General features: G+C 61.6%; 9 protein-coding genes. 7 read left to right on the top strand and 2 right to left on the bottom strand.

Going from position 1 to position 25,453, the window contains the following annotated elements; genetic code table 11:
• The first annotated feature begins 137 nt into the window (after positions 1 to 137).
• The 7 genes from pvdM to ACKUG4_RS10165 all read left to right on the top strand — a co-directional run bounded on the left by pvdM (position 138) and on the right by ACKUG4_RS10165 (position 10,718).
• Positions 138 to 1,487: a pyoverdine-tailoring dipeptidase-like protein PvdM gene (gene pvdM, locus ACKUG4_RS10195; protein ID WP_064594775.1), complete on the top strand. Its 1,350-nt coding sequence runs from the start codon at positions 138 to 140 to the stop codon at positions 1,485 to 1,487.
• A gap of 28 nt (positions 1,488 to 1,515) precedes the next feature.
• Complete coding sequence (gene pvdN, locus ACKUG4_RS10190; RefSeq protein ID WP_085612865.1) at positions 1,516 to 2,796, top strand: pyoverdine-tailoring periplasmic protein PvdN; 1,281 nt, start codon at positions 1,516 to 1,518, stop codon at positions 2,794 to 2,796.
• Between the two features lie 30 nt (positions 2,797 to 2,826).
• Positions 2,827 to 3,720 carry a dihydropyoverdine dehydrogenase gene (gene pvdO, locus ACKUG4_RS10185; RefSeq protein ID WP_064594772.1) on the top strand — a complete coding sequence of 298 codons (894 nt, stop codon included), beginning with the start codon at positions 2,827 to 2,829 and terminating at the stop codon, positions 3,718 to 3,720.
• Between the two features lie 118 nt (positions 3,721 to 3,838).
• Complete coding sequence (locus ACKUG4_RS10180) at positions 3,839 to 5,488, top strand: cyclic peptide export ABC transporter (RefSeq protein WP_064594771.1); 1,650 nt, start codon at positions 3,839 to 3,841, stop codon at positions 5,486 to 5,488.
• A gap of 153 nt (positions 5,489 to 5,641) precedes the next feature.
• Positions 5,642 to 8,068 carry a TonB-dependent siderophore receptor gene (locus ACKUG4_RS10175; protein WP_085649014.1) on the top strand — a complete coding sequence of 809 codons (2,427 nt, stop codon included), beginning with the start codon at positions 5,642 to 5,644 and terminating at the stop codon, positions 8,066 to 8,068.
• Between the two features lie 290 nt (positions 8,069 to 8,358).
• Entirely contained in the window at positions 8,359 to 10,461 is a 2,103-nt protein-coding gene (locus tag ACKUG4_RS10170) for a pyocin-S2/colicin E7-DNase domain-containing protein (protein WP_445433925.1), read from the top strand.
• A complete protein-coding gene (locus tag ACKUG4_RS10165) occupies positions 10,458 to 10,718 on the top strand; it encodes a bacteriocin immunity protein (RefSeq protein ID WP_085612870.1) in 261 nt (86 codons plus the stop codon). The genes ACKUG4_RS10170 and ACKUG4_RS10165 overlap by 4 nt, the downstream gene beginning before the upstream one ends.
• Before the next feature lie 99 nt (positions 10,719 to 10,817).
• Here the strand turns inward: ACKUG4_RS10165 and ACKUG4_RS10160 are convergent, their stop codons facing one another.
• Positions 10,818 to 11,765, bottom strand: coding sequence for an alpha/beta hydrolase (locus ACKUG4_RS10160; protein WP_445433924.1), 948 nt, complete (start codon positions 11,763 to 11,765; stop codon positions 10,818 to 10,820).
• 63 nt (positions 11,766 to 11,828) lie between these two features.
• Positions 11,829 to 25,451 carry a non-ribosomal peptide synthase/polyketide synthase gene (locus tag ACKUG4_RS10155; RefSeq protein ID WP_445433923.1) on the bottom strand — a complete coding sequence of 4,541 codons (13,623 nt, stop codon included), beginning with the start codon at positions 25,449 to 25,451 and terminating at the stop codon, positions 11,829 to 11,831.
• Positions 25,452 to 25,453: the final 2 nt, after the last annotated feature.

The raw sequence follows: 25,453 nt of genomic DNA, 5'->3' as shown, positions 1-25,453 counted from the left end.
TCGCAGCCTTCGGCAGTGCCTGAATCGGGCTGCGTTCTTTTCAGCCAGGCCTAAATTACCCGGCTGCCCAGTCGTTCCACCCAAATAGCGAAGGCCCCTGCGCCCGCAACTCGACGGCGAACCTGACTGAGATGGCAATGACAACACCACGTTCGAAAAAGGCTCTTTACATTGGCCTGCCGCTGGCCCTGGCGATCAGCGCTGCCGCAGGCTTTGCGGTCTGGGAACACTGGTTCAAGGACAATCCCGGCTACCCGGTCAAAGTCATGCAGCAAGCCGATGAGTTGCAGGATCGGATCATTTCGTTCGATAGCCACATCACCGTGCCGCTGGATTTCGGCACAGCCGGCAACGAAGCCGACAAGGATGGCAGCGGCCAGTTCGATCTGGTGAAAACCGCCCGCGGGCGCCTGTCCGGTGCCGCCCTGACGATCTTCGGCTGGCCGGAAATCTGGAACGGCGCCAACGCGCCACACCGTCCCACCGCCGGTTTTGTAGAAGAGGCCCGCTTCGAACAGGAAACCCGCTACAAGATCATCAGCACCCTGGTCCGCGATTTCCCCAATCAGGTCGCCATCGCCTACACCCCGGACGATTTCCGCCGCCTGCATGGCGAAGGCAAGTTTGCGATTTTCATCAGCATGCTCAACGCCTATCCACTGGGCAACGATCTCAACGCCCTGGACAAGTGGGCCGCACGGGGCATGCGAATGTTCGGCTTCAGTTACGTGGGCAACAACGACTGGGCCGACTCTTCGCGCCCCCTGCCGTTTTTCAATGACACCCGCGATGCGCTTGGCGGTCTGTCGGACATTGGCAAACAGGCCGTGCATCGGCTCAACGATCTGGGCGTGATCATCGACGTCTCGCAGATGTCGACCAAGGCCCTGGAACAAGTCGCACAGCTGAGCCGCGCACCGATCGTGGCCTCCCATTCGGCTCCCCGGGCGCTGGTGGATATCCCGCGCAATATCAGCGACCAGGAAATGCAACTGATCAAGAACAGCGGCGGCGTCGTGCAGATTGTCGGTTTCCCGACTTACCTGCGCCCGTTGAGCCAGGCCACCCAGGACAAGCTCAACGCGTTGCGTGCGAAGTTTGATCTGCAGCCGCTGCAGGGCCTGGAAATGGCCTTGATGCCTGGCGACCCGATCATCACTGTGTGGCCGGAACAACGCTTTGGCGAGTACGCCGGCCAGCTCTATTCAATCGTCGACGAAGAACCCAAGGCCAACCTCAAGGACTTCGGTGACGCCATTGATTACGCCGTGAAGAAAATCGGCATCGACCATGTCGGCATCAGTTCCGACTTCAACGATGGCGGCGGCCTGGATGGCTGGAAGGACGTCAGCGAAGCGCGCAACGTAACCGCCGAGCTGATCTCGCGTGGCTACAGCGAGGCCGACATCGCCAAATTGTGGGGCGGCAACTTCTTGCGGGTCTGGGAACAGGTACAAAAATCCTCCAGGCCTGTGGTCAACCGCTGACACCTCTTCGAACAAGCGATCTGATCTCATGACCAACCGTCGTTCTTTCCTCAAACAGGCCGGCATCCTTGCCGCCGGCCTGCCCTTGGGCGCTGCCGTCAACCTGCCGGCCGGCGCCGCCAATCCACAACCGCCCGCCGGAAACAAATGGGCGCAATTGCGCCAGCTGTTCGATCAGGACCCGGATTACCTGCATTTCGCCAACTTCCTCGTGACCTCCCATCCGCGCCCGGTGCGCGAAGCCATCGAGCGTTACCGCGCAACCCTCGACCGCAACCCCGGACGTGCGATGGATTGGGATCTGGGTGAAAGCGAAAAGCGCGAGCAAGCCGTGCGCGAATGGGCCGGTCGCTACCTCAAGGCCAAGCCCGAGCAGATTGCTCTCACCGGCAGCACCACCGAAGGTCTGGCGCTGATCTATGGCGGCATTCATGTACGCGCCGATCAGGAAATCCTCACCACCGAACACGAACATTACTCGACAAATTACACCTTGGGTTATCGCCAACAGAAAGATGGCGTAAAGGTGCGCAAACTGAAGTTGTTCGACAGCAGCGCCAAAGTGTCCGTCGACGAAGTGCTGAGCAACATCGACAAAGGCATTCGCCGCGAAACACGCGTATTGGGCATGACCTGGGTGCAATCGGGCAGCGGCGTGAAACTGCCGATCGGCGAGATCGGCAAACTGGTGGATCAGCACAATCGCCAGCGCGAGGAAAAGGATCGCATCCTGTACGTCGTCGACGGCGTGCATGGTTTCGGTGTCGATGACCTCGACTTCCCCGACATGCATTGCGACTTCTTTATCGCCGGCACCCACAAGTGGATGTTCGGCCCCCGCGGTACCGGGATCATTTGCGCACGTTCCAGTGAACTCAAGGACGTCACCCCGACCATCCCGACCTTTTCCGAGGCCACCACGTTCTCGACCATCATGACCCCCGGCGGGTATCACAGTTTCGAACACCGCTGGGCACTGGACGAAGCGTTCAAGCTGCATTTGGCGCTGGGCAAACGCGAGGTGCAAACGCGCATTCACGAACTCAACACCTACGCCAAGAACCGCTTGCTGGAACACCGCTCGATTGAACTGGTAACACCCCGCAGCGCCGATTTGTCTGCCGGTTTTACCTTCTTCCGGATCAAGGATCGCGACTGCGAACAAGTCGCCGCCCAGCTCATGCAAAACCGCGTGGTGTGTGACGCGGTGGAGCGCGACGTCGGCCCGGTGATCCGCATCGCCCCCGGCCTGCTGAACAGCGAAAACGACATCGAGCGTTTCATGGCCGTACTCGACAAACAGCTCTGACACCCCGCTTTCCTTTAAACGAGATGACTCATGAAACGTGATCTGTTGCCCCCTGCCCACGGCGCCAACGCGCTCAAGGCACTGGCCCTCGCCGCCCTCATGACCGGTCTGCTGCCGACTGCCGCACAGGCCGCGACACCGCCCGCCGCGGGTAAGGTATTCAAGGACTGCAAAGACTGCCCGGAAATGGTCGTACTCCCGGCCGGCACCTTTACCATGGGCACGCCTGAGGATGAAGTGGGCCGCGAACCTGACGAAGGCCCGATGCATGAAGTAACCTTCGCCAAACCCTTCGCCATGAGCCGCTTCCAGATCACCGCCGGTGAATGGGACAGCTACATTCGCCAGAGCGGTGCAGTGATCGCCAACGGCGACACGCGCCCCGGTCGCGAGTGCATCGCCAGCAAACCGCGCTATCCGCAAACCCCGCGTCAGCCGGCGGTGTGCATGGATTTCCAGGACATCAAGAACTACGTCGCCTGGCTGTCGAAAAAAACCGGGCAGAAGTACAGCATGCTCAGTGAAGCCCAGCGCGAATACGGTGCCCGGGCAGGATCCAAAGGCCCTTTTCCCTTCCCGTTCGACGAGGGCAAAGGCTATAGCATCGCCAAACACGCCAACACCTACGGCCCGGCGGACGGTTACAGCTTCAGCTCGCCGGTGGGCAGCTACCCGGCCAACGCCTTTGGCCTGTACGACATGCACGGCAATGTCTATGAATGGGTCGAAGACTGCTATCACCCGGACTATAAGGGTGCGCCAACCGATGGCAGCGCGTGGCTTGAACCCAACTGCGACACCCTGCGCATTCGTGGCAATGACTGGGGGGAAGCGCCGGTATTCTCTCGTTCAGGCAACCGCAACGACATCGATCCGAAGACCCGCGGCGACTGGATCGGTTTCCGTGTCGTGCGTGAGTTGTAATCCGCAGTAACGCTTCTGCTCTCCCCACGGTCGCCGCCAGTCGGCGACCGTCTAAATTAAGCTCCGGATCAGACGTTCTACAGGGTATCTGCCTTACGACCCAAGGAACTGTCCTGTCATGACCCAGCCTACGCGCGGTGCAATTCATGAATTGTTCACCCTACTCAAACCTTTTCGGCTCGTCGTCGCACTGTCGGTCATTCTGGGGATGGTCGGTGGCCTGAGTGTTACGGTCCTGCTGGCCACCATCAATAACGCGCTGCACTCCGAATCCGGCCTGACCCAAGGCGTGGTCGCGCTGTTCGGTGGCCTGTGCGTGCTGGCGCTGCTCAGCTCGATCTGCTCGGACATCGGCACCAACTATGTCGGCCAGCACATCATCGCCACCCTGCGCAAACAGCTGGGCGAGAAAGTGCTGTCGGCACCGATCGAACAGATTGAACGCTATCGCAGCCATCGCCTGATTCCGGTGCTGACCCACGACGTCGACACCATCAGCGACTTCGCCTTCGCCTTCGCGCCACTGGCCATCTCGCTGACCGTGACCCTCGGTTGCATGGGGTACCTGGCGATGCTGTCGTGGCCAATGTTCCTGATCATGGTCGTGGCGATCCTGATCGGCACTGGCATCCAGTACTTCGCCCAAGGTCGCGGGATCAAGGGTTTCTTCGCCGCCCGTGACGCTGAAGACGAACTGCAAAAGCACTACAACGCGATTGCCGAAGGCGCCAAGGAACTGCGCATACACCGCCCGCGCCGCCAGCGTATGTTCAATAGTGGCATCAAGGGCACGGCCGATTTCATCTGCAAGACCCAGATCAAATCGATCAACACGTTCGTGATTGCCAAGAGTTTCGGCTCGATGCTGTTCTTTGTGGTCATCGGTCTGGCGCTGGCCCTGCAATCGTTCTGGCCCAGCGCTGATAAAACCGTGATGAGCGGTTTCGTCCTGGTGCTGCTGTACATGAAAGGTCCGCTGGAACACCTGGTCGGCACGTTGCCGGTGGTCAGCCGCGCGCAGATTGCCTTCCGCCGCATCGCTGAACTGTCGGCGCAGTTCTCCTCGCCCGAGCCGCATCTGTTGCTCAGCGATCAGGGCAAGAAAGCCGAGCCGGTGCAGAGCCTGGAACTCAAGGACGTGCGCTACGCCTTCCCGGCCGTGGGCGAGGCCAAGCCGTTCACGCTGGGGCCGGTGAACCTGAAGATCGAACAAGGCGACATCGTATTCATCGTCGGCGAAAACGGCTGCGGCAAGACCACCCTGATCAAACTGCTACTGGGCCTGTATCCGCCACAACAAGGAGAAATCCGTCTCAACGGCGAATGCGTGACTGCCCTCACCCGCGACGATTACCGCCAGTTGTTCACCACGGTGTTTGCCGACTACTACCTGTTCGATGACGTGGTGCAAGGCGATACGCACATTCCCGACGACGCCAACAAATACCTGCAACGCCTGGAAATCGCCCACAAGGTCAGCGTGCAGGACGGCAGCTTCACCACCACCGACCTGTCCACCGGCCAGCGCAAGCGTCTGGCGCTGGTCAATGCGTGGCTGGAGGAGCGCCCGGTGCTGGTGTTCGACGAATGGGCCGCGGATCAGGACCCGACCTTCCGCCGGATCTTCTACACCGAGCTGCTGCCCGATCTCAAACGCCTGGGCAAGACCATCATCGTGATCTCCCACGATGACCGTTATTTCGATGTCGCCGACCAGTTGGTGCGCATGGATGCCGGCAAAGTCAAAACCGCGCTCAACCCGGCCTGATACGCCAACCGCTCAGGGATGAGCTGATCCCGCCTTCGCGCGATAGCAGAGACTTTCGCGGTTCGCGGGATTTTTCCGGTTTTTACGCAGTGTTGCGTCTAATTATCATTAACTAATAAAACTGCACTCGCACTTCAGGAGCATCCCGAGCAAATGCAAGCCTTAAAGTTGTCCCGCACCCCTCTGGCCGAGGCCATCTCCCGCCGCAATCCGCGTGGCGCAATGCTGTCAGGTGCTCTGCTGACGCTGATGCTGTTGGGCAGCACCCAGGTTCAAGCGACGCCGGTCGACGTCAACATCCCTGCGCAACCGCTGTCCCGAGCACTGCAACAGCTGGGGCAACAAGCCAATCTGCAGATTCTCTACAGCCCGGAATCCCTGGCTGGCCTGAACTCGAACGCGGTATCCGGGCACCTGGAGCCGAAACAGGCACTGGACAACTTGCTGCTGGGGAGCGGCATGACCTATCAACTGACCGGCAACTCCGTTTCGCTGGTGCCGGCCACCGGTGCAGGCGCGGGAAACGCACTGGAGCTGGGCGCGGTATCGATTTCCGGCAAGGCGCCGGGGTCGACCACTGAAGGCTCCGGGCTGTACACCACGTACTCGTCCAGCAGCTCGACGCGCCTGAACCTGACACCCAAGGAAACCCCACAGTCACTGACCGTCATGACCCGTCAGCGCCTCGACGACCAGCGTCTGACCAACCTCAGCGACACCCTCGACGCCACACCGGGCATCATTGTGCTGCGTGACGGCCAGGGCGCAGAGTCCGACGGTTACTTCTCCCGTGGTTTCGAGATCCAGAACTTCGAAATCGACGGCGTGCCGACCGTCAAGCGCATGGACAACTACACCCAGAGCATGGCGATGTACGACCGTGTGGAAGTGGTGCGTGGCGCCACCGGTTTGATCAGCGGCCTGGGCAGCCCTTCGGCCACCATCAACCTGATCCGCAAGCGTCCGACTGCCGAAGCTCAGGCCAGCGTCACCGCTGAAGCCGGCAACTGGGATCGCTACGGCACCGGTTTCGATGTCTCCGGGCCGCTGACCGAAACCGGCAACATCCGTGGCCGACTGGTCGGCGACTTCAAGACCGAACAGTCCTGGATCGACCGCTACAAGCAAGATTCGCAGCTGATGTACGGCATCACTGAATTCGACCTGAGCGAAGACACGCTGCTGACCATGGGTTTCAGCTACCAGCGCACCGACGTCGATTCGCCAATGCGTTCGGGCCTGCCGACCCGCTTCACCGACGGTTCGCGCACCAACCTCAGCCGTTCGCTGAACTCGGCGCAGACCTGGTCGTATAACGATCACGAACAAACCAGCTTCTTCACCTCGATCGAACAGCAGTTCGGCAATGGCTGGAGCGGCAAGGTTGAATTCACTCACTCCGAGAACAAATTCGACGAGGTCTTCAACTACGTCAACGGTGGCCTGAACCCGGACGGCAGCGGCACGACCCAACTGCCGGTGCGCTTCTCCGGTACCCCGCGCCAGAACAACATCGACGCCTACCTGACCGGCCCGTTCGGCCTGCTGGGTCGCGAGCATGAGTTGATCGCCGGTGTGACCCTGTCGCAATACAACGAAAACGTGCCGAACTACGGCAGCTGGAAATACGACTACTCCGGCTCCCCTGCCGGCGCCATCGACAACCTGCTGAACTGGAACGGCGACTCGGTCAAACCCGAATTCAACGTCACCGGCAAATCCACCGTCGATGAAACTCAATACGCCGCGTACCTGGCCACCCGCCTGCGTGCCACCGATGACCTGAGCATCCTGCTCGGCAGCCGCGTGGTCGACTGGCATCGCGACATCGAAGACAAGCCGTACGGCGGTGCAGAAACCAAGACCAAGGAATCGGAAACCGGTGTCTACATTCCTTACGCGGGTGTGGTCTACGACGTCAACGACACCTGGTCGCTGTATGCCAGCTACACCAAGATCTTCAACCCGCAATCGTCCTGGGTACGCGACATCAACAACAAGCCTCTGGACCCGATGGAAGGCACCGGCTACGAAGTCGGCGTCAAGGGCAGCCACTTCGATGGCAAGCTGAACTCCAGCTTCGCGCTGTTCAAGATCGAGCAGGACAACCTGGCGATCTGGATCGACACCCCGGGCGGCAACACCTACAAATCCGAACAAGGCACCACCACCAAAGGTGCTGAGTTCACCCTTGATGGCGAACTGGCCGAAGGCTGGCAAGCGTCTGCCGGTTACGCCTACGCAGTCAGCACCGATGCCGATGACCAGCGCATCGTCACCACCCTGCCCCGTCACAGCCTCAAGACCTTCACCAGCTATCGCCTGCCGGGCATCCTGGACAAAGTCACCGTTGGCGGCGGTGTGAACTGGCAGAGCAAGACCGGTGCCGACCTGCATACCTTCCAGCAAGGCAGCTACGCCGTCACCAACCTGCTGGCGCGCTACGACATCAGCAAAAACCTCAGCGCCTCGGTCAACCTGAACAACGTATTCGACCGCGAATACCTCAGCTACGCCGGCGACCACGGCATGTACGGCGCACCGCGCAACATCATGACCGGCTTCAAGTACACGTTCTGATTTAACCGCTGCCACACAAAAAGCGCCCCGGCCAGACCGGGGCGCTTTTTTTATGGATGAAGGTTTAACGGCACTACAAAACATGCGGCTTGAAAGGTATTTCCTTTCGTTGCATAGGAAACGTCCGATTACATAAAAGAAGCATCCACCAAAACCCTCTTTTCGGCGAAAACTTCCGCCTTATCTCCTGTCAGCGCCTACAGAAGACTCGGATATTTCCCTGAGCACTTCGTTGTAACTTTGATCGGCAGGAAGCAATTGACTGCTCACCCGTTACTTATCGAAAAACAATGCACATTCAAAAGGATATGAATATGCAAAAACCATCGTCGTTCGAATTGACCGAGGCCGTCCACACAATCGGGAAAGCACCTCCAGGCATGCGAATAAACCCCTCGACCGGCACCACGATTCCCAACAGCGGCCGATTCGGCCCTCCGCGAAGCACCGGCCAATATCAGCAAGTACTGCAAAACTTTACCGGCCCGCTGGAGGCGGAATATCAAGGCAAGACAGCACAGATTCCGCAGACCATCGAAACGGATCTGGCAGCCGCACGACAGGAAATCTCGACCCACCCGCTACCACCGGCTGCATCGTTGGTCCGCGAGCTGGGTGTACGCAACACCGTGATTCAGCGAAAAAACCAACAACTGCAACACCAGACCCATTTGTCCCACGGTTTCTACGGCAGCGATCCTACCGACAAAACGGTTTCCCAGTTCCTCTCCCGCGCACAGATCATCGACCCGATTCTCAGCCCCAACGGCCCGGGAATGAACCTGTGGAAACTGTCCTATCGAGCAGCGCTCGAAGCCAGATTGCTGGCTCAGACCCTCAACGTTCTTCATCAACAACAAGCCAATGTGCACAACTGGCTGGCCACCGTGCAGGCCAACGAACAGGCACAAGCCGCTGCCGCCGAAGCGGCGCGTCAGGCCGCCGAGCGCGCCAGAATCGCCGCTGAACAGCAGCGTCAGCAGGCGTTGGCAGATGCAGCACGTCGCCAGCGTGAACAGGCAGAGGCTCAGCGCGTGGCTGCCGAACGGGCCCTTATCGCCGCCGAGCAGCAGCGTCAACATGCATTGGCCGAAGAGGCTCGTCGCCAACGTGAACTGGCAGAGGCTGAACAGGCGCGGGTTCAAAGAGAACAGGAAGCACAGCGCTTGAAGGAGCAGCGTCAGGCGCAGAGGAAGGCCAAAAGGAAAAAGCAGCAGCAAGCGCGCCGGGCCAGGGCCAGATTGGCCGCGCAACAAAAACGCCTGCATGAACAATGGCAAGCCGAGAGCGACGCCCGCTGGCAAAACCCGACATTTGCCAACGTTGGTTCACTGGCTGCGTTTGACTCAACGTTTAGCGCCACGCTCGGCCACATCGCCACCAGCCAGGCCACCTCACTGGCGCTCAGAACCGCTTTGCGCACCGCCGTTTCTGTCGTGAGCGCCGCAGCGGCGCCCGTTCTGGTCGGTTTCGCAGCACTGCTGATGCCATCCAGGCTGGGCAATGGCGATCTTTATTCGGCCAGTGTTCCGCTCTCGGAACTCGCTCCCGATCTGAACGCTGTCGACCTGTACGAACGGGCGGCCAGCGGCAAAGACGTCGACCTGCCGGTGAGGCTCGGTTCCAGGACGATCGGCAACCGCGCGGAGATTGTTGTCGTCGGTACGGACGGCGTCACAGTACCGGCCAACGTGCCGGTAAGACTGGCCCGTTTTGATGCAGGAAAAAATGCGTACATCTCCAGCGACGCCGAGGCCAAGGGTCCCACCCTGACCTGGACACCTTTGGTACAACCGCTGAATCCTTCGACGGATTTGCCGTTCGCCGACACCGATCTGCCGATCTACGAAGGTGCAACGGTCACCCCGCAAGGCGGGCGAATCGACCCCTTTCCCGAACTGGACCAGTACGACTTCGGTGGCTTCATCACCGTATTCCCGATCGAGTCCGGCATCCCGCCGACCTTCACGATGTTCAGGGATCGTCGTCAGGATCCGGGAGTCGCTTCGGGGAATGGGCAAGTGATATCGGGGAATTGGCTGGGGGCCGCGTCAACCCCGGAAGGTGCGCCGATACCCGCGCAGATTGCGGATACGCTGAGGGGACAGGAATTTTCCAGTTTTAAAGCGTTTAGGCGGGCGTTTTGGAAGGCAGTGGAAAGTAATGAACAATTAATGCATGAGTTTCCATACTTTAATCAACTCGATATCAAAAAGGGGCTTTCACCACGTGCCCCCCAAGCAGAACATGTAGGGAGAAGGGTAAAAATAGAGATACATCATGTTGTGCCTATCGGTGAAGGTGGCATGGTTTACGATGCAGACAATCTCCGACTGTTGACACCGCGCCAACACATAAAAATCCACGCCAAGCAGAGGAGGACCAAACAATGAAATTTAAATCCAGGTTTGAAGAATATACAGAGTCAGAGTTTATCGCCCTCATAAACCGCTTGGTTGAAGGAGACTACTCATCCGAGAGAGAGCACGACGCGATAGTGGACAACATAGTGAAAATTTCGGAACACCCGAGCGGCTCGGATATTTTGTACTACCCTGCCGAGGGGGTCGAAGACAGCCCCGCTGGTGCATTAAAAGCCATCAAGGAATGGCGGGCCGCCAACGGAAAACCAGGTTTCAAACCGGAATAGTCAGTTCCTGAAACGCGCCCTCTTCGCGAGCAAGCTCGTTCCCACAGAGTCGGGTGTTGATGGCCTGGTGTGTGGACGCGCACATCAGGCCAAGTCGGATCAGACCGTTTCCGAATACATCACGGTGCGCAGCACGCTCACCAGTTCCTGATAGATCGCCTCCACCTCTTGCGTGACCATGCGCATGCGCAGGAAGTCATGCACGTGGCCACTGAACTCTCGGCATTCAAGCAATCCTCCGGCGCTGGCCAGACGTTCGGCGTAGGCGCGGCCTTCGTCCACCAGCGGGTCGAAGCCTGCCAGGGCGACGTAGGCCGGTGCGGCGCCGGCAAGGTCGGTGCTCAGCAGTGGCGAGAAACGCCAGTCGCGGCGATCCTCGAGGCGGCGGGCGTAGTGTTGGTAGAACCATTCCAGGGTATCGCTTTCCAGCAGATAACCTTCGCCGAGCAGGTCCATCGATTCACGGCGCTGCGAGGCGTCGGTTACCGGGTAGCACAGCAATTGCAGGCACGGTTTCAGCGCGCCGGGCGCGCGCGCCTCAAGCGCCAGCACGGTCGCCAGCGTGGCGCCGACGCTGTCGCCGCCAAACACCAGGCGCGACAGGTCGAGATCGAATTCGCCGGCCTGTTCGCGCAGCCAATCCAGTGCATCGGCACAATCGTGCAACGCCACCGGGAATTTGTGTTCCGGCGCGCGGCGGTAGCCGACCGACAGCACTGCACACGGCGTGCGCGCGCAGAATTCACGGCAAATACCGTCGTGGGAATCGAGGCTGCCGACCACAAAACCACCGCCGTGCAAAAACAGCAGCACCGGCAGGACAACACCCCTGTGCAACGGACGGTACAGCCGCAGGGTCAGCTCAGCGCCGTCGCGGGCAAGATGTCGCACCTCACTCACTTCGACATCCGGCACGTCCCAGCGCATCTGTTGTGAGGACCGCTCGAACGCCTCACGGGCCTGCTCAGGTGTCCCTTGGTGAAACGCGCCGTTCTGACTGTCTTCGACCAGATCAAGAAACGCCGCTACTTCCGAATTCAATGACATGCACCACATCCCGGGCCGATGCACACAATGCGCACCGGCCCTCTCAAAAAGTTAAAGACCGGCTCAACGCGCCGACTGTTGCAGGCAATGGTCGACCAACGCTTCCAGCTCGGCCTGATACTGCTGCATCAAGGTCTCGATGGTGCCAGGGCGGAAGCGACGGGTGCTGTACATGCAACGCATCGACAGTTTGCCGTCGAACACCTGACCGACGATTTCCAGCCAGTTGCCGAGGTTGGCATCCAGGCTATAGACGTCGCCGATGTGCTCGTCCGCCGGCATCAGCATCGCCTGCTCGTCAAAGGTCTGGTCGAACTGCCCCAGGTAGTTGAAGGTCAGCCGCGCCTGTGGCAACGCCGCCAGACGCTGTTGCACCGACGCATCGGCCATGTAACGCAGCGCGCCGTAGCCGACGCCTTTCTGCGGCACCGCCGCCAACTGCTCGCGTACCGCCAGGATCGATGCGCCGAAATCCTGCTCCGCCAACGGCGCCAGCCGCACCGGGAACATGGTGGTGAACCAGCCGAGGGTGCGGCTCAGGTCCAGCCCGTCGACCAGATCCTCACGACCGTGCCCTTCCAGTTGCACCAGCACCGACTCGGCCTCGCTCCAGCGACACAGCACACGACCGAGCGCGGTCAGCAGCAGGTCGTTGATCTGCGTGCCGTATACCGCTGGCGCCTGTTTGAGCAGTTGCCCGGTGCGGGTGGCGTCGAGGCCCATGAACGTTTCTTCGCGAAAACGCACCAGGTTCTTGCCGCGCGGGTTGTCACACGGCAGATCCTGGCCCGGCTGATCCAGCTGTCCGAGCCAGTAATCCAGCTCTTGCTCGACCAGTGCCGGCACCTGCGCCGCCAGGCCATCGGCCCAGGCGCGATAGCTGCTGGTGCGCTGCGCCAGTTGCGGCTCGCGACCCTGACTGAACGCCTCGTAGGCCAGTTGCAAGTCTTGCAGGAACACCCGCCACGACACCGCATCGATCACCAGGTGATGCACCACCAGCAGCAGGCGCACCTCGCCGTCCGGCAGATTCACCAGCAGACCGCGCATCAGTGGCCCGTCGAGCAGGTTGAGGCTGCGCTGGGCTTCGTTGACCAGTGCGTCGAGTTGCTCGATGTCGCTGATCTCACGCTGCCACAGCAACGGCTTGTGCTCGGCGCTGCGCAGGCTGTCCTGCAACGTTTGATAGTGCTGCAACCAGCGGCCCTGATCCTGATAGAAACGCAGCCGCAATGAATCATGCTGGGCCAGCATCAACCGCAGCGTCTGCTCCAGCGCCGGGGCATCCAGCGCCTGGCGCGAACGCAGCATCATTGCCTGGTTGAAATGATGCGGTTCGCTCATGCCCTCGGCGAAGAACCACTCCTGGATCGGCAACAATCCAAACGCCCCCGCCTGTGCTACGTGGCTACTGTCGCCAGCCTGGCTCGAGCGGGTGACTGCTTGCTGGTCGAACAGGTTGCCAATGGTCTGGAAGCGCATGAGGTCACGCAGCTTGATGTCCAGTTTCAGTTGCGGATGGTTCCGCGCCCGGGAAATCACCTGCAGGCTGAGAATCGAATCACCGCCCAACTCGAAGAAGTTGTCGCTGATGCCAACCTGCTCCACTTGCAGCACGTCGGCCCAGATATCGGCCAGCCAGGTTTCCTGCGCGTTGCGCGGCGCCTGATATTGATCGGCGCAAAACTCGGGCTGCGGCAGCGCCTTGCGATCCAGTTTGCCATTCGGCGAAATCGGCAGGCGCGCCAGAGCCATGATCTGCAGCGGCACCATGTATTCGGGCAACTGTGCGCGCAACAGGGTCTTCAGACGATCCCCGACGTTGTCGTCGCTGCTGACCACATAGCCGATCAACTGCTTGCCGGAGACGCCGTCACGGGCGATGACCACAGCGTCGGTGACACCTTCCTGAGCGCGCAGGCAGGCTTCGATTTCACCCAGCTCGATGCGGAAACCACGAATCTTCACTTGATGGTCGGCGCGGCCGACGTAATCGAGGATGCCGTCATGGCGCAGGCGCACCAGGTCACCGCTGCGGTACAGACGACTGCCCGGCGCGCCGAATGGATCCGGCACGAAGCGCTCGGCGGTGATCGCCGCACGGCCATGGTAACCACGGGCAACCCCGTAGCCTCCGATATACAACTGGCCGGACAAGTCTTGTGGCAGCGGATTGAGATCGTCGTCCAGAACCCACAGCGAGCGTTGACCGACCACTCGCCCGATCGGCGCATAGGCAGCCGCACAGGCCTCATCATTCGGCGCTTTCCAGAGCATCGGCGTGACCACGGTTTCGGTCGGGCCGTAACCGTTGGTGATGAACTGCGGCTGCAACACGCGGCGCACCTGCGCCAGGGTCTGCTCCGGCACCGCGTCACCCCCCAGGCAATAAATGCGCACCTTCGGCACGGCCATGCCGCTGGCCTCGACGTACTCGGCCACCTGTTTGAGGTAGGCCGGCGGGAAGCAGGCGATATCGATCGAAAGGTTGAGCAAGGCGTGACTGGTCTGCTCCGGTGTCCACAGTTCATGATCGCGCAGCACCAGCGTGCCGCCAAAGGCCAGGGTGGTCAGCCAGCGTTCATGGGCGCCGTCGAAAGCGAACGACATGAAGTGCAATTCGCGCGTGCTGGCGTCCATTTCGTACAACTCGCGGATTGCCTGGCAATGCATGCTCAGCGGTCCGTGGGTTACCGCCACACCTTTGGGCAAACCGGTGGAACCCGAGGTGTAGATCAGATAGGCGAGGCTGTCATCACAGGTCTGCACCCGCGGCGCCGTGTTCGGGTACTGACTGCCATCGAAAAGATCCAGATCAAGCAATGGCAAATTCGCCGGCAGCGGCAAACGCTGGCTGGCGGCGCCACGGCTGATCATCTGACGCATGCCGGAGTCTTCAATCATGAAGGCCAGGCGATCGGCTGGATAGTCGATGTCCAGCGGCACGTAGGCAGCGCCGCTTTTGAACACGGCGAGCAAGGCCACCAGCATGTCGAGCGAACGTTCCAGAGCGACACCGATCAGGACTTCCGGACCGGCACCCGCCGCGATCAAATGATGCGCCAGCTGGTTGGACCGGTGCTCGAGTTGCGCATAGCTCAACTGCTCGTCACCACATTCGGCGGCAATGGCCTCAGGTCGTTGCGCAGCAATCATCGCCGGCAACAGCTCACGGTTGTGTACCGCCGCCGGTTCTGCGCCCCACTGCTGCAAGGCCTGCCATTGTGGCGCGGCCAGACGCTGCAGGTTGCCCAGTCGCTCCGTCGGCTGCTGCATCATGCTGTGCAGCAGCACTTCCATGGTCTGGCGGATCCGCTCGACCGCTTCGACACTGAACCGATCACGCAGGAACAGGTACTCGATGGAGAACTCTTCGCCAAGATGCACGGCCAGGTCCATCGGGAAGTTGGTCACGTCATGGCTGGCCGAGGTGCCGAAACGCAGGCCGCCCGGTGCCTGTTCCAGACGCTGGTCGATCGGGTAGTTCTCGAACACGATGATGCTGTCGAACAAGGCTTGCCCGCCCTGCCCCGACCAGCGCTGAATGTCCGCCAGTGGTGCGTGAGCATGTTCACGCAGATCGAGGTTATAGGCCTGCAGATTGCTCAGCCAGGCATTCAGCGGTTGCGCCGGATCGAGGGTCTGGATCACCGGCAAGGTGTTGATGAACAGCCCCAGCATGCTGCCGGCATTCGGCAATCCCTCCGGGCGCCCGGCCACGGTGGCACCAAACGCCACGCTGTGCTGACCGGTGTAGCGCTGCAACAGCAGCAACCATGCGCCTTGAATCAACGTGTTGGCGGTGATGCCCTGAGCCCGGCAATGCTGCTGCAACAAGGCGGTCTGCTGCGCATCCCAACGGGTGTACAACGCCTGGTGGCCGTGCTCGGCGGATTCGTGACGCGGGTGCATCGCCTGGCTCAACGCGGTGGGTTCGACCAGCGTCTGCAAGTGGCCGCGCCAGAATTGCTCGAGCTGCGCCGAATCCTGTTGCTGCAACCACGCGATAAAGTCGCGATACCGACCGCTTTCGCCTTCGACCTGGCCGGTGGCGTAGTGCTGCAGTACCTCGCCGAACAACTGCGAACTGCTCCAGCCGTCCATCAGGATGTGATGGCTGGTCCAGATCAACTGGTACTTGTCGGCATCCAGCCGAATCAGGCGCGTGCGTTGCAACGGCATGCGGTCCAGCGCAAAGCCCTGAACCCGCTGCTGACGGGCAAACTCGGCGAGTTGCGCCTCATCCATCGGCGTGTCCAGTGCTTGCAGGTCAACAATGCCCTGACGGTGGACGACCTGCACCGGTGACGCCTGGCTGTCTTGCCAATGGAACGACGTGCGCAGAATTTCGTGGCGCTCCACCACGCATTCCCACGCGGCACGGAAGCGCTCGATATCGAGGCCTTCCACCGTCAGGTTGAGCTGGTTGACGTAGAGATCGTCGCCGTCATCGGACAAGGTATGGAACAACATGCCCTGCTGCATCGGCGACAACGGATAGATGTCTTCGATGTCCGCGACCGGCACCGGCAAACCGTCCAGACGCGTCTGGTCCAGCGCTGCCAGCGGGAAGTCCGACGGCGTCAGGCCGTGGTTGCCCGGGGTCACGCAGTGTTCGATCAGCGCGGTCAGTTCACGCCCGTATTCATCGGCCACTGCCTGCACGGTCGCGGTGTCGAACATCTGCTCGCTGAAGCTCCACGACAGGCTCAGTTCACCGCCATACACCTGACCATTGACCGACAGCCAGTTACCCAGTGGGGCGCGATCGCTGAGGTCACTGCCGGCACTTTCGCCGGCCGGCAGGAACAGCGCGGCTTCGTCGAACTGGCTATCGAACTGGCCGAGGTAATTGAAGGTGATTTTCGGCGTGGGCAGTTCTGCCAGAGCCTCACGCGCCGAGGCATCGCCCAGATAACGCAAGGCGCCAAAACCGATGCCCTTGTCGGGAATCGCACGCAGCTGCTCCTTGATCTGCTTGATCGAATCAGCGAAACCGCTGGCCGGGGTCAGGTGCACCGGGAACACGCTGGTGAACCAGCCAACGGTGCGGCTTAGATCGATGTCGTCGAACAGGTCTTCACGACCATGTCCTTCCAGTTGAATAAGGGCTGAGGCCTGTCCGTTCCAGCGACTGATGACCCGGGCCAGTGCGGTCAGCAGCAAGTCGTTGACCTGCGTGCGATAAGCCGCCGGGGCCTGTTGCAACAGTTGTCTGGTCAGTTCAGGGGCAAGGCGCGTCTGCACACTTTGCGCGTAGCGGTTTTCCAGGCTGCCGTCCGGGCGCTCGCAGGGTAACGTGGCGGTCGCCCCCTGCAAATGCCCACGCCAGAAGGCCTGTTGGTCATCGAGACTGACGGTGTGCGCCTGCAGGCGCTCGGCCCAGGCTTTGAAGGCGCTGGTCTTGGCCGGCAACGCGACCTCGCGTCCGGCCTGGATCTGGCTGAATGCGGTTTGCAGATCTTCCAGCAGGATCCGCCAGGAAACACCGTCGACCACCAGGTGATGCACCACCAGCAACAAGCGCTGAGTCTGATCCGGCAGATCGAACAGCACGCCGCGCAGCAGCGGACCGTCGTGCAGATCGAGACTGCCCTGGGCCTGCTGACAGAGCACTTCGATTGCAGCCGATTCCGTCAGCGTGCGCTGCCAGAGCAGTGCTTGCACAGGCTCGATCGGGCGGTGAGTGGCTGTACAGCCGTCAGTCGTTTCAATGAACGACAGGCGCAAGGCATCGTGATGCGCAACCAGTGCCTGGAGCACCTGCGCAACGGTCTCGGCGTGCAGCGTCATCGCCGGTTTGAGCAGCAACGACTGGTTCCAGTGATGCCGCTCGGGGATCTCGCTGGCGAAGAACCATTGCTGGGACGGCAACAACGGCGTCGCACCGCTGACCGGCCCCTGGTCGATGCTCAACACCGTGCCGCCCGACTGTGCTACCGCCGCCAGTGCCTGCACGGTCTGGTGCTGGAACAGATCCTTGGGCGTGAACTGGATACCGGCCTGCCGCGCACGGCCGACTACTTGAATCGAGATGATCGAATCGCCGCCCAGCTCGAAGAAATTGTCCGTGGCGCTGACCTGCTCAAGGCGCAGCGCATCGGCCCAGATCGTGGCGATACGTTGCTCCATTTCATTGCGCGGCGCCACGTAGCTGTTCTGCAGCAGACTGGCGTCCGGTGCAGGCAGCGCCTTGCGGTCCAGTTTGCCGTTCGGGGTCAGCGGCAGGTGCGCCAGCACCATCAAGTGCGCCGGCACCATGTGCGTTGGCAGACTCTCCTTGAGAGCGTTGCGCACGCTGTCGCGCCATTCAGCCAGATGTGCGTCTGCCACCGATTGTGTCGGGACCAGATAGGCCACCAGTTGCTTGCCGCTTGGCCCGGCATGCGCCAGCACCACGGCTTCGCGCACGCTGCTCAGTTCCAGCAGACGCGCTTCGATTTCGCCCAGTTCGATGCGGAAACCACGGATTTTCACCTGGTTATCGACGCGGCCCTGATAGTCGAACACGCCATCGGCGCGCTCACGCACCAGGTCACCGCTGCGGTACAGACGACTGCCCGGCGCCCCGAATGGATCGGGTACAAAGCGCTCAGCGGTCAGCGCCGGACGATCCAGATAACCCCGGGCCAGCCCGGTGCCGCCCAGATACAGCTCGCCCATCACGCCCTGGGGCAACGCATTGAGGTCAGCGCTGAGCACACAGGTGCTGCGGTCGCCGATCCGCGTGCCGATCGGTGCATAGGCTGCGCCGCATGCGTCATGCCGCCCGGCCTTCCAGATCAATGGGGTGACCACGGTTTCGGTCGGCCCGTAACCGTTGATGATGTACTGCGGCGCCAGCGCCGCACGCGCCCGCTCGAAACTGTCGTTGGGCACGGCATCGCCGCCGAAACAGTAGATCCGCACAGCGGGCGGCTGGCCGACCTGTTCGGCGTGCCCGGCCAATTGCTGCAAGTACACCGGCGGGAACGCCGCCACCGTCACGCCGTGTTGTTGCATGGCGGTGTAGGTCTGCTCCGGGCTCCACAGACTGTCATCGCGCAGCAACAGCCGCGAGCCATGGGTCAGCGGGGTCAACCAGCGTTCATGAGCGCCGTCGAACGCGAACGACATGAAGTGCAGCTCGCAATCGTCCGGGGTCATTTCATAGCGCTGGCCGATGGCCTGGCAATGCATCGCCAGCGGTCCGTGCTCCACGCACACACCCTTGGGCTGGCCGGTGGAACCCGAGGTGTAAATCACGTAAGCCAGGTTTTGCGCGTGTACCTCGACCTGCGGCGCAACGTCTGGCCATTCGGCAGTCGACAACGTGTCCAGATCCAGGGCACGCACTCCGGCGCTCAGTGGCAACCGAGGACGCAGTTGCGAATCGCTGAGCAACAGCGCGATGCCCGAGTCTTCGATCAGATAGGCCAGGCGCTCGCGCGGATAACTGGCATCCAGCGGCACATAGGCGCCGCCGGCCTTGAGCACCGCGAGCAAGGCCACCAGCATCGATGGGCTGCGCGGCAGGGCTACGCCGACGCGCACTTCCGGCCCGACGCCTTCATTGATCAGCACATGCGCGAGGCGATTGGCGTGGCTTTCAAGCTCGGCGAAGGTCAACGCCTGATCGCCACAACGCACGGCTTCCTGTTGCGCCTGCTGCGCCGCAATCACCGCGATGCGCTGATGCACCAGCAACGGATCCGTGCACGGTTGCGCACGATTGTTTTCCTGCAATCGACGCTGCTCTTCACCGCTGAGCAGGGTCAACGCGCCGAGACGCGCATTCGCCGACTGTACGAACTGCTCCAGCAGCGAGGCCAGTTGCGCGTGCAAACGCACAATGGAGTCCGGGCTGAAACGGGCGGCGGCAAAGCTGTAATGCACCGAGAGGGTTTCGCCGAGGTTGACCCCGACCGTCAGCGGGAAATTGGTTTGTTCACGGGTGTCGACCGCGCCGAACTTCAGGCCCAGCGACGAGCCTTGCTCCAGCGCTTCGGAGATCGGGTAGTTCTCGAACACCAACAGGTTATCGAACAGGCCGTCGCTGCCCTGCCCCGACCAGCGCTGGATATCTGCCAGTGGCGTGTGTTCGAAATCACGCAGGGCGATGTTGAGTTCCTGCACGGTTTGCAGCCACTGGCTGACCGTCAGTTGCGGTTCCGGACGGGCAATCACCGGCAAGGTGTTGATGAACAGGCCGACCTGCTGCTCGACCCCCGGCAGGTTGGCCGGACGTCCCGACACAGTGGCGCCGAAGGCCACGGTCGGTTGCCCGGTGTAACGTTGCAACAGCAACAGCCACGCCGCCTGCACCAGGGTGTTAAGGGTGACTTTTTGCTGACGGGCAAACTCACTCAAGCGCAACGTGCCAGTGGCGTCGATCCACTGCTGATAGTGTCCGGTACCGCCATCGGCGTTCGCCGAACGATCCGCCAAACCCTGGGCCAGACGGGTTGGCTCATCGAATTGAGCCAGACGCTCAAGCCAGAATTGCTCGCTGAGGCGACTGTCCTGACGCTGCAGCCAGGCGATGTAATCGCTGTAGCGGCCAATGGGCGCTGCAGGCACTTGCCCGGCATAGCGCTGCAGCACTTCACCGAGCAACTGCGAGTTGCTCCAGCCGTCCAGCAAAATGTGGTGACTGGTGTAGAGCAGTTCGTGACGGTCTTGCGCGGTACGCACCACCACCAGGCGCAACAACGGCACCTCGTTTAGATCGAACGGACGGTTGCGCTCGGCCTCGGCCAGCGCATCCAGCGCTTCGCCCGGCTGGCCGCGCCAGTCGTGAACGGTAAACGGCAGCGTCGCCGAGCGTTCGACGATCTGAAGCGGCTGGGCCTGCTCCCCTCCCCAGACAAACCGCGTGCGCAGAATGTCATGGGACTCCAGCGCCGCTTGCCAGGCCTGACGGAAACGCTCGACATCAAGCCCTTCCACCGACACCCGCATCTGGTTGATGTAATCCCCCGAACCTTGTTCGTACAGGGTGTGGAAGAGCATGCCCTGCTGCATCGGCGACAGCGGATAAACGTTGTCCACCGCTTGCGGATCCGTGATCAGCGCATCGAGCTGCGCCTGAGTCAGCTCAGCCAGCGGGAAGTCCGACGGCGTCACACCGCGGTTGTGCGCTTCACAGCAATGGGCGATCAGCGCATTGAGTTCTTGCGCATAGTCGTCAGCCAGACGCTGGATCGTCGCCTGATTGAACATTTCGTGGCTGAACGACCAGCTGAGGTTGAGCTCACCACCATAGACCTTGCCGTTGATGTCCAGCCAGTTCGCCAGCGGTGCCAGCGAACTCTGTTCGCGGCCGGTGCTTTCACTGGCAGGCACAAACAGCGCGGCCTCGTCGAACTGGCTGTCGAACTGGCCCAGGTAGTTGAAGGTAATGCGCGGGACCGGCTGCGCGGCGAGCGTCTGCCGCGCGTGTTCATCGCCCAGGTAACGCAGGGCACCAAAACCCAGGCCCTTGTTCGGTACGCCACGCAGCTGTTCCTTGACTGACTTGAGCGAGTCGGCCAGGCCCACGGCCGGGGTCAGACGCACCGGGAACAGGCTGGTGAACCAGCCAACGGTGCGGCTCAGGTCGATGTCGTCGAACAGTTCTTCACGGCCATGACCTTCGAGTTGGATCAGGGTCGAGGCCTGACCGGTCCAGCGGCTGATCACCCGCGCCAGTGCTGTCAGCAGCACATCGTTGATCTGCGTGCGATAGGCGGCGGGCGCCTGCTGCAACAGTTGGCGGGTCTGATCCGCATTCAGGCGGGTTTCCACGCTCACCGCGTGACGGTTTTGCAGGCTCGCCGCGGGGTTGTCGCAGGGAAGATCGGCGGGCGCCTCGCCCAACTGTCCGGCCCACCACGTCAGTTCGTTGTGCAGCTCGCCGGTGGCGAATGTTTGCAGACGTTGCGCCCAGTCCTTGAACGGGCTGGTCTTGGCCGCGAGCTTGATCCCCTGGCCGCTTTGCGCCTGCTCGCAGGCATTCTGCAAATCTTCCAGCAACACGCGCCAGGACACACCGTCGACCACCAGGTGGTGGATCGCCAGCAACAAGCGCTGGCTGCCGTCAGCCACATTCAACAGCACGGCGCGCAACAACGGGCCGTCTTGCAGATCGAGGCTGCCTTGCGCGGCGTCGCACACCGCTTCGATTTCGTCGGTGTGCTGCACGCTCGCCTGTTGCAGCAACGGCCGGTTATCCGGCGCGCGGTGCATGGCCGTCCAGCCTTCAGCGCCTTCGCTGAAGCTCAGGCGCAAGGCATCGTGATGCGCAACCAGCGCCTGCAAGGCCTGCTCGAGGACACTGGCGTCAATGGCCTGGGAAGGTTTCAGCAGCAACGACTGGTTCCAGCGCTGCCGCTCGGGAATCGCCAGTTCGAAGAATCGTTGCTGGAACGGCAGCAACGGCGTGCTGCCGGTGACAGCGCCCTGCTCGATGCTGAACGCCGCTTCACCCCGCTGAGCGACCCGGGCCAGACCTTGCACAGTCTGGTACTGGAACAGATCCTTGGGGGTGATGCGCAGGCCGGCCTGACGTGCACGGCTGACCACCTGGATGGAGATGATCGAGTCGCCGCCAAGGGTAAAGAAGTTATCCGTGACGCCTACCTGCTCCAGCCCGAGCACGGCTTGCCAGATCTCGCACAACTGCCGTTCGTTGTCGTTGCCCGGCGCCAGATAGGTGTACTGCTCGAGCGCTGCGTCAGGTTTGGGCAAAGCCTTGCGATCGAGCTTGCCGTTGGGCGTCAGCGGCAGTTGTTCAAGGAACAGCAGGTGCGCCGGCACCATGTATTCCGGCAGGTGCTCGCGCAGGCCGGCCTTGAGCACTTCACGCAGCCGCGCTCGTTCTTCGGCGTTACCCAGCGCAGCGCTCGGCACGATGTAGGCGACCAATTGCTGACCGCTCGCGCCTTCCTGCGCCAGCACCGCCAGTTCGCGCACCGTGTCTTGTTGCAGCAGACGCGCTTCGATCTCGCCCAGCTCGATGCGAAAACCACGCACCTTGACCTGATGGTCGATACGCCCGACGTATTGCAGGTTGCCGTCAGCCTGATAACGCGTCAGGTCACCGGTGCGGTAGAAACGCTCGCCCGGAGCGCCGAACGGGTTCGGCAGATACTTTTCTGCGGTCAACGCCGGCCGTGCCAGATAACCGCGGGTGATGCCGGCACCGGCCAGATAAAGTTCGGCGGCGACGCCTTGCGGCACCGGTTGCAGCTCGCCATCAAGGACATAGCTGGCGGTGTGTTTCAGCGGCCGGCCGATGCTTGGCTGGCCACCGGCCGTGCGCCGTGTCCAGGTCGAATAGGTGGTGTCTTCCGACGGGCCGTACAGGTCGAAAACGTGTTCGACCGTCGGTTGCGCATACAAGGTGTCGACCAGCGACTGCTTGAGCGGCTCGCCGGCCAGATTGATGATGCGCACGCTCGGCGGGATCTCGCCGCTGCGTTGCAGGGCGGCAATCGCCGACGGTACGGTGTTGATCAGACGCACCTGATCGCGGGCCGGCAACTGCGGCAACTCCAGGGCATTACGGGCGATGATCAACGAACCGCCGTTGGCCAGTGTGACAAACAGCTCCCACACCGACAGGTCGAAACACACCGACGTCGAGGCCAGCACGCCTTGAATATCATCGCGGCTGTACACCGATTGCGACCAGTCGATCAGCGCCAGTACGTTGCGATGGGCAATCGCCACGCCTTTCGGTTTGCCGGTCGAACCGGAGGTGTAAATCACATACGCAAGGTTGTCGGCCGACACCCGCGTTTGCGGTGCATGCGCCGGGTACGCGGCGAAATCATCGGCGGCGTTGTCCATCAGCAGCACGTCGGTGTCCGCCGCAATCGCCAGACTGGCGGCGACCTCCCGTTCGGTCAGCAGGCACAGCGCACGGCTGTCTTCGAGCATGTAGGCGACGCGATCGGCCGGGTAATCCGGGTCGAGCGGCACGTACACGCCCCCGGCCTTGAGCACGGCCAGCAGCGCGACCAGCAGATGCTCCGAGCGCTGCATCGCCACACCGACGCGCACCTCCGGGCCGACGCCTCGCTCGATCAAGGCATGCGCCAACGGGTTGGCCCGTGCTTCAAGCTGAGCATAGGTCAGATGCCGCTCGGCAAAGGTCACCGCCCGCGCATCCGGGGTCCGAATCGCCTGACGAGCGATCAACTGATGAATGCACAGATCGCTGGCAAACGGTGCGTCCACGGGGTTCCAGTCGTGCAGCAATACCTGCCGCTCACGGGCATCGAGCAATGGCAACTCGCCGACACGTTGTTGCGCATCGCTGACGATAGCCTTGAGCAACGTCTGCAAATGCCTGCCCATACGCTCGATGGACGCCGCTTCAAACAGGTCCGTGGCATAGATCAGCGAGGCCCACACGCCTTCCGGCGATTCATGGGTTTCCAGGGTCAGGTCGAACTGCGCCGTGAGGCTGTCCCAGTTCACACTTTCAACGGCAAGCCCCGGCAGTTGCATGGCCTGCCTGGCCTGCCGCGCGCCACTCTGGTGGTTGAACATCACCTGGAACAACGGGCTGCGGCTCAGGCTGCGCTCCGGCGCCAGGGCTTCGACCAATTGCTCGAACGGCAGATCCTGATGCGCCTGGGCGCCCAGCGCCGATTGCCTGGCCTGGGCCAGCAAGGCGCTGAACGTCATGCTGCTGTCGAGGGTGGCACGCAAGACCTGGGTGTTGACGAAAAAGCCGATCAGCCCTTCGGTTTCCGCACGGTTGCGGTTGGCAATCGGCACGCCGATGCGAATGTCGTCCTGACCGCTGTAGCGATGCAGCAAGGTCTGGAACGCTGCCAGCAACAGCATGAACATCGTCACGCCTTCACGACGCGCAAGATCTTGCAGGCCTTTGCTCAACGCGGCGTCCAGCTGCATATCCAGACGTGCACCGCGATAGCTTTGCACCAGCGGGCGTGGGTGATCGGCCGGCAGTTCCAGCACGCCCGGATCCGAACCCAGATGCTCGACCCAATAGCTCAATTGCCGTTCGCGCTCACCGGCGTCCATCCAGCTGCGTTGCCACTGGGCGAAATCGGCGTACTGGATCGGCAACGGTGCCAGCGTGGCCGGTGCGCCCTGACTGAACCCGGCATAGAGCTCGATCAGTTCGCCGACCATCACTTGCATCGACCAGCCATCGGAAATGATGTGATGTTGCACCATCACCAGAACGTGATCGTCCGGTGCCAGCCGCAGCAGGCAGACGCGCAGCAAGGTGTCCTGTTCGAGATCGAACGGGCGGGCAATTTCGGCCTCGATGGCCGCGCGCAAACGCGGCTCATCGACTTCGCCCTCCAGCTCGCGAACCTCGATCTGCAAGGCAAACGGCGCCTTGATCAGCTGAATGGCCTTGTCCTGATCACCTCGGGCAAACCCGGTGCGCAGACTTTCGTGACGCTCGATCAGCGTATCGAAACTGCGCTGCAGTACCGCCATGTCCAGGGCACCGTGCAAGCGCAACGCCGTGGGAATGTGGTACGCCGCGCTGTCCGGCTCCATCTGCCAGAGAAACCACTGCCGCTCCTGGGCATAAGACAAAAGCAGCGGTTCACCTTCGGTGCGCCGAAAAATCGGCGCGATGCCATAAAGGTTAATGCCCTGTTTGCCCAGTAGAATCGCCAGCGCCTTGCGTTTCTCGGGAGAAAGCGCGCCTACCGATTCAATCAACTGCTGCATGC

The sequence above is a fragment of the Candidatus Pseudomonas auctus genome (assembly GCF_048654275.1).
GTDB classification, from domain to species: domain Bacteria; phylum Pseudomonadota; class Gammaproteobacteria; order Pseudomonadales; family Pseudomonadaceae; genus Aquipseudomonas; species Aquipseudomonas pharyngis.
The sequence above is the reverse complement of the archived record's forward strand: the minus strand, read 5'-3'. Positions and strand labels throughout refer to the sequence as shown.